Below are 12698 nucleotides of genomic sequence, written 5' to 3' on the forward strand. Positions count from 1 at the left end.
GCCTATTCTTTTGGGCTATTGACAAAAAAACCATGAACTATCAACTATGAACCATGAACTAATAGCAATTTGCTATATTAGCACCCTTTAATTATTGAGATGAATAAATTTTACGGGACAGGCGTTGCCATCATAACGCCTTTTCATGCAGACGGACAGGTAGATTACGATGCATTGGGCAGAGTAATTAACCATTTGATTGACGGCGGGGTAGAATACCTGGTTTCCCTGGGTACTACCGGCGAAAGCGCCACCCTGAGCAATGAGGAACGAAAACAGGTTTGGGCCTTTACCTCGGGCGTAGTTAAGGGGCGTGTGGGCCTGGTAGCCGGCATTGGCGGCAACAATACCCACGAAGTGGTGGAACAAGTAAAACAGTTTGATACAACCGGGTACGATGCCATTTTATCGGCCAGCCCGCATTATAACAAGCCCACACAGGAAGGCATTTACCAGCATTACAAGGCAATAGCGCAGGCAGCAACATTGCCTGTTATTTTATATAATGTACCCAGCCGTACCGGCAGCAATGTAAATGCTGACACAGTTGTAAGGCTGGCACATGATTTTAAAAATATTATTGGTATAAAGGAGGCTGGCGGCAATTTCGACCAGATCAACCAGATCATGCGGGATAAACCCGCCGATTTCCTGATGATCTCGGGCGATGACCCGGTTACTTTGCCCATGATGGCATTGGGTGGTGTTGGTGTTATATCCGTAACCGGTAATGTTTTGCCGCGCCAAACATCGGATATGGTACGGCTATGTCTTGACGGAAATTACAAAGCCGCTCAGATCATACATTCCAACCTGATTGACTTTACGCGCCTGATGTTTGTTGAAGGCAGTCCTGCCGGAGCAAAAACTGCGCTGAAACACCTTGGGCTTTGCGAAGATCATTTACGCCTCCCATTGGTACAGGTAAGCGCCGGTACTGCCGGAAAGATAGCTGCCGAATTAAAGAAATTCATATAAATAAAAAACCCGCCCTAATTGGTAAGGGCGGGTTTTTTATTGGAATAAAGCTTTTGTAAGCCTTTTGTTGAAACTAAGCTTTGTTCTTCGCTTCCTGAACTTCCAAACGAATAGCTTGGGCTAAATTCTTGAGATCTTGCATTCCCTTACGAACGCGGGTGCCAGCTGCGCTGTTACCCTTGTTGTAAAATTTGTCAGCATCTGCTTCCAAAGACGCTACTAGTTCTTTTACTTCAGTAAATTTTTTCATTTCAGTTACTCCTTTTTAAAAATATTGAGGTTTATTGTTTTGTAAAGCTAATCTAAACTGTTTTTTCTAAATTAAAAACTTTTAACGCATAAAAATAACGCCTTTAAAGTGGTTTTTTTTAACATTTAAGCGAAGTTAGTAATATTAAATACATATTAGATATTTCGTCACCATAGCAAAACTTATTTAATATACCCACACCCTGCCAATTTGATGATAATATTTAATCATAAATTAGCCAATAATTAAAACAAAACGATTTCAAGTTCAAAAACACGTTAAATATTGGCAGATTGCTATATTTTTAATACTCTGCCAAAAAGTAGTATTAAAGACTTAATTGCTATAATATTTCCGGATAATATTGATGTGTTTTGATGATCAATTCGCCGAATAATGTATTGGCCCATGCAAACCATTTGCGTGTAAAGTCAGTTGGATCGTCTTTATTGAATGATTCATGCATAAAACCGGTATTGGCATGGGTGGTTTTCAGCCAATGGATGCACTTTATGATCTCATTTTTATCGGTTGAGGTTAGCCCGCGCATGATAATGCTCATTGGCCAGATATAATTCATGCCTACGTGCGGCCCTCCTACCCCTTCGGCAGCCTTGCCTTTAAAAAAGTAAGGGTTGGCGCTGCTCAACACCATACGGCGGGTATTCAGGTAAAGCGGATCATGGTTTGATAAAGCGCCAAGGTATGGCAATGCCAGTAAGCAAGGCACGTTCGCGTCGTCCATAAATAGTTGGTTACCAAAACCGTCAACCTCATACGCCAATACTTTTCCATAAACCGGGTGTTGCTTGGTTGCATATTTCTCAATGGCGGCATGAACTTCTGTTGCCAGCACCTTACATTCTGCCGAGGTTTTACTGTCTTTGCCTATAACGAGGAACATTTCGGCCATTTGCTTTAAACTAACGACGGCGAAATAATTGGAAGGGATTAAAAAAGGGTATATCGTAGCATCATCAGATGGCCGGAAGATGGAACAGATCAACCCGACGGGTTTAACGGGGTTACCAAAACCGCCATTAGGAGCGGTATCGCTGGCTACCTCGGTACGCCGCTGGAAATGATAGGGGCCAGGGCCATTTTTACGTTGTTGTTCTTTAAAAGTAAAGAGAATGCGTTTACCTGCCTTTTGCCAGTTTTCGTCGAAGAAACTGTTGTCGCCGCTGGTTTTCCAGTAATTATAGGCCAAACGGATGGGGTAACAAAGCGAATCCACCTCCCATTTTCGCTCATGCAGCTCAGGCTTCATATCGGTGCGGTCACTGTCCCATTCGCTGCCGGTAGGGCCGGCATTAAAGGCGTTGGCATAAGGATCGATCAGTACACAGGCAGCCTGCCGGTTTAATACGCCTTTGATAAGGTTTCTAAGTTCGGCATCTTCCTTTACCAGGGGCAGATAGGGCCAAACCTGTGCGGAGGAATCGCGCATCCACATGGCATCAATATCGCCGGTGATAACAAAGGTATCGGGGCGGCCGTTTTTAACGGAATAATTAACTGTGGTATCCAGCGTATTGGGGTAGCAGTTTTCAAACAGCCAGGCCAATTCAGGATCTTTAATTGCTGCCTTTACTTTGCTAATCTTCGCCTCTACGGCTTTGCTGGTAAATTTGCGGCTGGCAAGCGGCGGCCGTTTACTTTCGAATCTATTGGCGCCGAACCATGTTGGTTTAAGGCCCATCCCTATTCCGGCGGTGGTTATCCCGTTAATTTTTATAAAATCGCGACGTGTTAGCATGGTGTTTCAATTGGTAAGCTGTAAAAGTAAAAAAGCCCTCCGGATTACCGAAAGGCTTACAAATATTTTATTACCTCTTGTTTAAAAATTACAATGGCAATGCTACAATAAAAGAAGTCCCTTTGCCTGGCAGGGATTTTACTGTAATGGTACCGTTCATTTCTTCAATGGCTTGTTTGGCAAAGTACAACCCGAGGCCCATACTTTTTTTGTTGGTGCCGGATTTAAAGTACTTTTTAAATATATTTTCTTTTTGGTCGGACTTTATGCCCAGGCCATTATCCTCAATTTCAATAATACACTGCTCATCTTTACGGTACGATTTTACCTTGATCCATTGTTCAGGCTTATTAAAATCAGCATATTTAACGGCATTGGAGATCAGGTTATTAAAAACCACTTTTATATCGGCGATATTGCATTTAAGTTCCCATACTTCCAGTTCGCTCAAAAAATTCACCTTATGTCCATCGGCAAAAAAACTGTTCTGGTTTTTTATATCGTTTACCAATTCCACCAGGTTGCAAATTTCTTCCTTTTTAGTGCTTTCGTTCCGGATGGTATTTAAAACATCACGAATGTATTTATCCTGCAGCTCAAGCGTTTCGCGCATCATTTCGGTATAATCCGGAAGCCTGGTGATATCTTTTTCGCGCTCCAGCACCGAAACCAGGCCAGTTAACGACGCAATAGGCGACCTTAAATCATGAGTAACCGAATAGGCGAATTTTTTGATGCGCTCGTTCATGTTATTTAATGCTTTGTTTTGCTCCAGAATTACTTTTTGCGAAGTATGCAACTTGCGGAGCATAATACCGGCCAGCAAGGCCGAACAAAGTAGTATGATAAAAGGAATAACCAGGTCGAGAATAAATACATAATGGTCGACCATCCGAGATGTATCACCCAATATAGCTGAAAAGTTCTGTTGTTTGATGGTGAGATTATCAGAGATGGTATTGACCCGTAATATCAAACCATCGCCATCTACAGGCTTTCCTGCAGTAACATCGCGATGCGCGGTGACGCCGATGGCGTTTAATTTGGACACCAGCATATCAGCCTGCTGCCAGGTTTCGATGGCTGTTTTAAAGAAAGGCTTGTTTTTGAATTGGCTGAAAAACCAAACCAATTGCGGCAGGTCCTCTTTGTTATTCCCGCCCATTAAAAAGCCGATGCGGGCTATCCGGGTATCTTTACCCAACATAAGTGCTTCCCGCGCGATGCTATCGCCTTTAGGAATGCTGATATCACTTTTAAAATACAGGTAATCAACTTCATCATGCGAGTTAAGGTAGCTGACCAGGTGCCTGGTGGCATCTTTTTCGCCTTTTGCATATTGGGCTTCGAAATTTATATAGGCCCTTGTGGATGAAATAATTTTTACTGCATAGTAATGTGTAACGCTGATTGCAGCAGTGGCAATTAACACAATTAAAGTTAAGGAAATGATCACTCTCTTCATTACAACAGCACGCCGGTGGGTTAAAGATTGTCTTCAGATCAAGAAAACACAAACCGGTTTGCTTACTTTGTACGGAATTACAAACGCAGAGTTGTATTGTTTTACAAAAAAGGACCAATAGTTGACAAAGCCACTATTTGATTTAAGAGCGCCCGGGCGAATACAACGATACAAAAAAAGCCTCCCGGAATACCGGAAGGCTTTGAATATCTGATTTGTGCATGACTATGCCACCACCATTCTGTTCTCTTTATAATAACCTGCTTTTAACTTTTCAGCCATTTCACTGTAAGCATCCAATGTTCTTTGAACATCCTCCAGGCTGTGTGCCGCGGTAGGGATCAGCCTTAACAGGATCAAGCCTTTCGGGATCACCGGGTAGATCACAATGGAGCAAAAGATGCCGTAGTTTTCGCGCAGGTCGCGGGTTAACGCGGTAGCCTCATATAGTTCTCCTTCTAAAAATACCGGGGTAACCATGGTATTGGTAACACCCAGGTTAAAACCGCGTTCTTTCAGTCCGTTTTGTAAAGCATTGGTAATCGCCCATAGCTTTTCGCGTAGTTCCGGTTTTGAACGCAACAATTCAAGTCTTTTTTTCAAACCTAACACCATCGGCATAGGCAATGCCTTGGCAAATATCTGCGAGCGCATGTTATAGCGCAGGTAATCAACAATTTGTTTGTCGGCAGCAACAAAGGCTCCTATCCCGGCCATTGACTTGGCGAAGGTGCCAAAGTAAATATCAATGCCTTCAACACAATCCTGTTCTTCATGTGTGCCTGCGCCGGTTTTACCCATTGTTCCGAAACCGTGGGCATCATCAACCAAAATACGGAAGTTGAATTTATCTTTCAGGGCAACTATCTCTTTCAACTTGCCCTGCGCACCTGACATGCCAAAAACGCCTTCGGTGATCAGTAAGATGCCACCACCGGTGGTTGCTGCTAATTTGGTGGCGCGTTCCAATTGCTTTTCGCAGCTTTCAATATCATTATGCTGATAAACATAACGTTTGCCCATATGCAGCCTCAGGCCGTCAATGATACAGGCATGCGATTCAGCATCATAAACAATCACATCGTTACGGTCAACCAATGTATCGATGATGGATAACATGCCCTGGTAACCGTAGTTAAGCAAATAGGCATCTTCTTTACCAACATATGCTGCAAGGTCATTTTCCAGTTCTTCGTGGTGCTTTGAGTTGCCCGACATCATACGTGCCCCCATTGGATAAGCCATACCGTAGTCGGCAGCAGCCTGCGCATCAGCTTCTCTTACTTCGGGATGGTTTGCCAATCCCAGGTAATTGTTAAGGCTCCAAACTAAATGTTCTTTGCCGTTAAACATCATGTGCGCGCCTATTTCACCCTCAAGTTTTGGGTATGAAAAATAACCATGAGACCATTTTTGGTGTTGCCCAAGCGGGCCACCCATGTTTTTTGATATTTTATCGAATATGTCCAAAATGCTTTCTTATTTAAAGTGCAAATATAGCCCTTAAAGCGTTTAGTAGCAATGGTTATTACTTTTTATAATAGGCTATAAGCAGTCCGAGAGTCGGGAAGACCGAAAGTCCGAAAGGTAAAAATGAAAAAGTCCGAAAGAAAACTAATCTAAGACGATTCTTCTTTCGGACTTCCGGTCCCGATAGCTATCGGGATTACTGACTTTCGGACTTAATCCACATTATCATGCAGGAAAGAATTATTTCCCCTGATCTCGGTATTACCTTCGTTATCCGGCAATAAAGAAAACCTTGACACCTGGCTTTCATCAGAAGCAGGGGTCTGCTGCAAGGCTATTTCTTTACGTTTGTAGGCTGGTACATTTTCCATTTCCTGTAGGTTGCCGTTGCGTAATTTCATACTGAGGTCCTTCAGGCGCATAATGCGCTCACGCGATTTGCGTAACTGTTCCTCAATGGATTCATCCGTTTTATGATCATCTTTACCCACCACAACTTCTGGTTCAGGTTCCGGCTCAGGCATTCTCTGTTCCTTAACAGATTCAACGCTGGCCACCGGCTCAACCACCTTAAAAGTCATTTCGGGCATTTCAGGCGATTCATTTTCTACAGGCGCAGGTTCTTCATTTAACCAGCTGTATTTTACCTGCGCGGGCTCTTCAGCACGCGGTGCAAACAGATCAAACAAGCCGGTTTGTTTTGGCTCTTCTTTATGTTTTTCATGCCCGCCTTTGAGGTAAGGGCCCGATGCGGGAGTTTCTGGCTTAACCGGGGTTATAAATTCATTTACAGCGCGTGGATTGTGAGGGACCGCAGGATCAAGGATCGAAATAATTTTCTTTTCCCCTTCTTTCTTTTCGCGCTCGTCCCTTGTCTGAAATCCTGTAGCAATGATGGTTACACAAAGCTTATCGCCCAGGTTTTCATCAATACAGTTTCCCCAAATCACGTCGGCCATTAAGCCGGCTTCTTCCTGTATGTAGTCGGTAATGATACTTACTTCATCCATAGTAACCTCCTGAAGGCCTGAGCTTATATTCAGCAGGATATAACGTGCGCCCTCAATTTCATTGTCTTTTAACAATGGAGAGGATAAAGCGCCTTCAACTGCTTTTAATGCCCGGTTTTCACCTTCAGCTGATGAACTGCCCATGATAGACACCCCGCTATCTTTCATAACGGTGCGCACATCTTTAAAATCGACGTTTACATAGCCGGGAAGCGTTATAATTTCGGCGATACCTTTTGCCGCAGTTGTTAAAATATTATCGGCCTGTGCAAATGCTGAACCTAAGGTAAGGTTACCAAAAATCTGGCGAAGCCTGTCATTGGAGATCACCAAAAACGAATCGACATATTTTTTAAACTCTTCCATTCCCTCTTCCGCCTGCAATTTGCGGCGCTTACCTTCAAAGGCAAAAGGAGTAGTGATGATACCAACAGTTAATATGTCCATTTCGCGGGCGGCCTTGGCAATAATAGGACTTGCGCCCGTACCTGTGCCACCACCCATCCCGGCAGTAATAAACAGCATCTTGGTGTTTGAGCCCAGCATCTGTTTAATATCATCGATATTTTCAATCGCTGAATTTTTTCCAACTTCAGGGATCGACCCTGCGCCCATACCTTCAGTAAGGCTGGCGCCCAGCTGTACTTTGTTTGGGATTGGGCTTAATTCCAATGCCTGCGCGTCGGTATTGCAAACAATAAAATCAACGCCGGTGATCCCCTGCCTGTACATGTGGTTTACCGCGTTGCCCCCGCCGCCGCCAACACCAATTACTTTGATGATAGACGACTTTTCTTTTAACATCTCAAACTTCATAATCCTTATTTTCTGTTATTTATGACTGATGAATAACCAGATTTCTGTAATGTAATAATAAAACTTTTTCCACAAGCTTTTTCCACAATTGTCAATATGTGGAAAGATTGGGATTTGTGAATAAGTATCTGAAACAACGTGTTTTTGCCATAAAACCTTGCGGTTTTCCTGTCATTATTGTTTCAGAAAATCCTCATCTTTTATATCATCTTTTATGAATTTTTTTCCGCTTTCCAGTATTTTACTTAGCAGGCCAAACTTTTTGTCCTCGCTGAATTTTGTTTTTGCAACCTTAATTTCGGCCGGTGCCTCGAAGATATCGTTGTATTCCATTTTTTGAATACCCTTAATCAGCAAACCAATACCTGTGGCAAAAGTCGGGCTTTGCAATTCCTCGTAAACCTGTTTTGGCAGCACTTCATTTTTTGCCAGGTGCTCATTTGGTAAACCTATGCGGCAATCCAGCCCGGTGGTGTATTCCACCAGCTGCGCAAGGTGTTTTAACTGGGCGCCGCCGCCTGTTATCACGATACCGGCGATCAGCTTTTTCTCATAACCCGATGATTTGATCTCATAAAACACGTGCTCAATGATCTCCTCCATACGCGCCTGGATAACAAATGCCAGGTTTTTTACCGAGATTTCTTTTGCTTCGCGGCCACGCAAACCCGGTACACATACAATCTCGTTTTCCTTATTTTCATCGGCAAGTGCCGAGCCGAACCTGATCTTTAACTGCTCGGCGATGTTGCGCATTACCGAGCAACCCTCACGGATATCTTCGGTAATACTGTTACCCCCGAAAGGAATAACCGCGGTATGCCGGATGATGCCTTCATGAAAGATGGCAACGTCGGTTGTGCCGCCGCCGATATCCACCAGAACCACACCTGCTTCTTTTTCTTCGTCACTTAAAACAGCTTCGGAAGATGCAAGCGGTTCGAGGATCAGCTCAGAGCTTTCGAGGCCGGTTTTATTGACGCACTTCACAATATTTTTGATGGCAGTAACCTGGCCGGAAATGATATGAAAATTTGCTTCCAGCCTTACCCCCGCCATACCGATGGGATCTTTTATTCCCGGTTCGTTGTCAACCGTAAACTCCTGCGGTAAAACGTGTATGATCTCTTCACCCGGAGGCATTACCAGGTTGTACATGTCTTCTATCAGTTTATCAATATCTTTACGCGAGATCTCGGACGTTATATCGCGGCGTGTGATCAAGCCACGGTGCTGCAGGCTTTTGATATGCTGGCCTGCAATACCAACATTTACCACCCTGATCTCTACATTTGATTGCGCACCCGCTATATCTACCGCCACGCTTATTCCCTGTACGGTTTTATCGATATTTGAAACCATACCGCGTGTTACACCGGCAGATTCGGCTTTGCCGATACCCAATACCTCGATCTTCCCGTTTTTGCTCCGGCGGCCAACAATAGCACATATTTTTGTTGTTCCGATGTCCAATCCTACTACGATTGGCGAACTTTTTTCCTGAGTTGAGCTTTTGTCCATATTAATTCTTTATTAGAGATGTGTCCTTTTTTAATTTAGCAGAATCTGCTGCAAGGTTTTTGGCCTTCAGAGAATCCGCTTTTATATTTTCGTTCCGCACACCAATCACCTGGTTGGCGTACTTGACGTTGATAACTTTATAAGCGTCCCAACCTACCAGGGGAAGCGCTTTCTTATAGAAAATGAGCAGGTTATGGAATTTCGAATCCAATGAATCGGCATTGCCGATAAGAATCCTGTTATTCCCTACTCTTGGCACCAGTTCAATCTCGTGGTCCTTATTCACATACAGCTGTGCGATCTGCGCATCCCACAGTGAATCTTTCCGGATATAATCAGCTGTTTTAAAAAGCTGCATGGCAAGCGCAGTGTGCAGGGTATCCACATGGTTGGCAAAAAGCTCGTCGATATAACCATTAGCCACCAGTACCCGCGCTGTAAAATTGCCCGACAACGGTAGCTTTAAACCGTGCTGATCAACATAAAAATCCTGGTCGAACCGGTTCATCATTCTTAAAACAGGCTGGCGCTGGCTTATTTCTACATTGATAATTCCGTCCATGTCAGCATAAATTTTGGCAAACTCAATAAACGGGTTTGATTTTAATTTTTCTTCCAGTTCGTGGATATTTATATCGTCCATCCGGTGGCCTATAATCGCGTGGCTTTGAATTCCCAAAATATGATCAATTTCTTCCCTGTCAATAAAGTACTGGCTGCCGGGAATATAAACTTTCACATCCTTGCAAACCACTTCTGATTTTTTTACGCTAATAAAACCCATCAACACCACCAGGCCACCCAGGCTGATGGCCCAGGCAAAACCTACAAGCAGGTATCTCCAGATTCGCTTCTTAAACATCTTGCAAAGCGTGTTTTAATGGTTGAACCAATTGATCAATATCACCCGCCCCTACCGTTAAAAGTAAGCCGGGTTTTTCATTTTTTACTATTTCAACAGCCTCTTGTTTTCCACATTTCCGCTTGTTCTGCAGCTTCATCCGTCCCAATATCATATCGGCATTTACGCCTTCTATCGGCAGTTCGCGGGCGGGGTAAATATCCAGTATAAGCAGCTCGTCCACCAGGTCAAGCGCTTCGGCAAAGCCATCGGCAAAATCGCGGGTACGGGTATACAGATGCGGCTGAAAAATGGCCGTCAGCTTCTTGCCGGGATATAACCGCTTCACCGACCTGATACAAGCCTTTAGCTCTTCGGGGTGGTGGGCATAATCATCAATATAAATATGATGGTTGTTTTTAACGATATATTCGAAGCGGCGCTTTACACCCGCAAATGAACCAAGGGCGCTTTTTATTGCATCCGGAGAAACATCCAGCATTAAGGCCGATTCAATAGCCGCTACTGCATTTTCAACATTGTGCGTACCCGGTATCCCTAATTTAATGCCCGGAATGGTTACTATACCATTGGTAAAATCAAAATAAAAATCACCATTTTCAATCCGGATATTTGATGCCTGGGCGTCGGCTTCCATTTCAGCCGCGTAGGTTAATCCGCCCTCAAGCGGCAGGCCTGTTTTGTGAATGAGCTGGCCGCCGGGTTTTATCTGTGAAGCAAAGAGCCTGAACGAATCCGCCAGGTGATCCTTGTCGCCATAGATGTCCAGGTGATCAGCATCCATAGAGGTGATGATTGCTATGTCAGGATGCAGCGTTAAAAACGACCGGTCGTATTCATCGGCTTCCACCACTACTATGTTATTTTTTCCATACAGCACATTAGTATGGTAATTGGTAGAAATTCCACCCAGGAATGCAGAACAATCCTTACCGGAATCTTTCAGTATATGGGCGATCATGGTGGAGGTAGTAGTTTTACCGTGCGTCCCTGCAACACCCACCGTAAACTTCCCCCTGCTGATAATGCCTAATACCTGCGACCGCTTAAAGAGTTCAAATCCGCTGTCTTTAAAGAAATTCAGGATAACCGAATCCTTTGGAATAGCCGGCGTGAAAATGATGAGCGTGCTTTCATCAGGGGTATGAAAAGCTGACGGGATCCAGCCGGCATTGTCATCAAAAATTACCGGGATACCTTCCTTTTGTAAGTCACCCGTTAAATCTGTCGATGTCTTATCGTATCCGCAAACAACGCATCCCAAATGATGAAAATACCGGGCCAGGCCGCTCATGCCTATTCCGCCAATTCCAACCAGGTAAACGCGTTTTATATTGCTTAATTCCATTTTTTCTTAGTCTAAAGTCTTGAGTCCTTAATCTTGAGTCAGGTCTTCGCCGAAATTCGACTTGTGACTTTAGACTCAGGACTTACGACTTAATTTCATCACTTCCTTTGCTATTACTTCATCAGCATCAGGCATTGCCATTTTGCCGATATTATCGCTCAATGTTTTTTGTGTCCCTTTATCATTTAAAAGCTCCAGCACTTTGTCAACCAATTTTGCCTCTGCGTCTCTATCGGCTACAAAAGCCGCTGCATTATTTTGGACGAGTGCCAACGCGTTTTTTGTCTGATGATCTTCGGCAACATTTGGCGATGGCACCAATATCACCGGTTTTTTTACCATACACAGTTCGGCAATAGTGCCTGCCCCTGCACGGGATATAATCACGTCTGCCGCGGCATAAGCCAGGTCCATCCGGTTTAAAAATTCCATTATCCTGATATCAGGGTGATAATTGTCGCCCAGTTTTTCAATGATACCTTTATAATAGAATTTCCCTGTTTGCCATATCAACTGCACATCCGCATCAATGATCTTATCCAGCCCGGCCATAATGCTGCTGTTTAAGGTTCGCGCCCCTAAACTGCCACCGGTAACCAGGATGGTTTTTTTAAAGGCCGATAGCTTATACAATTCAAGCGCCTGCATATGCTTTCCTGCTATATTAACCGAGTCCCTGCGGATAGGGTTGCCGGTTTTGATGATCTTGCTAAATGGGAAGAACTTTTCCATGCCATCAAATGCCACACATATTTTTTGCGCCTTTTTGCCGAGCCATTTATTAGTGACGCCCGCATATGAATTTTGCTCCTGGATCAAATAAGGAATCCCTTTCATGGATGCAGCATACAATATCGGGCCGGATGCATATCCGCCTACACCTACCACCGCATCAGGCTTAAACTCCCTGATGATACCAAGCGCTTTTTTTACGCTGCTTATCAGTTTAACAGGGAACATTACATTTTTCCAAACAGAATTCCGCTGGAACCCCTGTATATCGAGCCCTATAATTTTATAGCCCGCAGCCGGCACTTTATCCATTTCCATACGGCCATTGGCGCCAACAAATAATATTTCGGTGTCAGGATCGAGCTTTTTAAGCGCATTAGCAATAGCGATAGCCGGGAAAATATGCCCCCCGGTACCTCCGCCGCTAATGATGATTTTTTTTGGTTTCACCGATTTATTATTTTTATTGTTGTTGATTTCACCGATT

The 12698-nt window shown here is 44.0% G+C and carries 10 protein-coding genes; 1 reads left to right on the forward strand and 9 read right to left on the reverse strand.

Going from position 1 to position 12698, the window contains the following annotated elements:
* The first annotated feature begins 99 nt into the window (after positions 1 to 99).
* Positions 100 to 978: a 4-hydroxy-tetrahydrodipicolinate synthase gene (dapA, locus tag MgSA37_RS20470; protein WP_096354565.1), complete on the forward strand. Its 879-nt coding sequence runs from the start codon at positions 100 to 102 to the stop codon at positions 976 to 978.
* Positions 979 to 1051: 73 nt separating this feature from the next.
* Here the strand turns inward: dapA and MgSA37_RS20475 are convergent, their stop codons facing one another.
* From MgSA37_RS20475 to murG, 9 genes are all read right to left on the reverse strand, one after another.
* Positions 1052 to 1228 (reverse strand): histone H1, encoded by a 177-nt coding sequence (locus MgSA37_RS20475; RefSeq protein ID WP_096354567.1) that lies wholly within the window; start codon positions 1226 to 1228, stop codon positions 1052 to 1054.
* A gap of 343 nt (positions 1229 to 1571) precedes the next feature.
* Positions 1572 to 2987, reverse strand: a complete 1416-nt coding sequence (locus MgSA37_RS20480) for a glycoside hydrolase family 125 protein (protein ID WP_096354569.1) — start codon at positions 2985 to 2987, stop codon at positions 1572 to 1574.
* A gap of 88 nt (positions 2988 to 3075) precedes the next feature.
* Positions 3076 to 4452 (reverse strand): sensor histidine kinase, encoded by a 1377-nt coding sequence (locus tag MgSA37_RS20485; protein ID WP_096354571.1) that lies wholly within the window; start codon positions 4450 to 4452, stop codon positions 3076 to 3078.
* Between the two features lie 225 nt (positions 4453 to 4677).
* The gene (locus MgSA37_RS20490) at positions 4678 to 5922 is read right to left on the reverse strand and encodes an aminotransferase class I/II-fold pyridoxal phosphate-dependent enzyme (protein ID WP_096354573.1); all 1245 of its coding nucleotides are present in this window, start codon (positions 5920 to 5922) and stop codon (positions 4678 to 4680) included.
* A 212-nt stretch (positions 5923 to 6134) separates the two neighbouring features.
* Positions 6135 to 7748 carry a cell division protein FtsZ gene (ftsZ, locus tag MgSA37_RS20495; protein ID WP_096354575.1) on the reverse strand — a complete coding sequence of 538 codons (1614 nt, stop codon included), beginning with the start codon at positions 7746 to 7748 and terminating at the stop codon, positions 6135 to 6137.
* Between the two features lie 174 nt (positions 7749 to 7922).
* On the reverse strand, positions 7923 to 9269 hold the full coding sequence (ftsA, locus tag MgSA37_RS20500) for a cell division protein FtsA (protein WP_172885352.1): 1347 nt from the start codon (positions 9267 to 9269) through the stop codon (positions 7923 to 7925).
* A gap of 1 nt (position 9270) precedes the next feature.
* Entirely contained in the window at positions 9271 to 10131 is an 861-nt protein-coding gene (locus MgSA37_RS20505) for a cell division protein FtsQ/DivIB (protein WP_183476097.1), read from the reverse strand.
* A complete protein-coding gene (gene murC / locus MgSA37_RS20510) occupies positions 10124 to 11479 on the reverse strand; it encodes a UDP-N-acetylmuramate--L-alanine ligase (RefSeq protein ID WP_096354579.1) in 1356 nt (451 codons plus the stop codon). Before murC ends, MgSA37_RS20505 begins: the two co-directional genes overlap by 8 nt.
* A gap of 75 nt (positions 11480 to 11554) precedes the next feature.
* Positions 11555 to 12661: an undecaprenyldiphospho-muramoylpentapeptide beta-N-acetylglucosaminyltransferase gene (gene murG, locus MgSA37_RS20515; protein ID WP_096354581.1), complete on the reverse strand. Its 1107-nt coding sequence runs from the start codon at positions 12659 to 12661 to the stop codon at positions 11555 to 11557.
* Between the last annotated feature and the right edge of the window lie 37 nt (positions 12662 to 12698).

Origin of the sequence: Mucilaginibacter gotjawali, from assembly GCF_002355435.1 — a bacterium.
Lineage (GTDB): Bacteria > Bacteroidota > Bacteroidia > Sphingobacteriales > Sphingobacteriaceae > Mucilaginibacter > Mucilaginibacter gotjawali.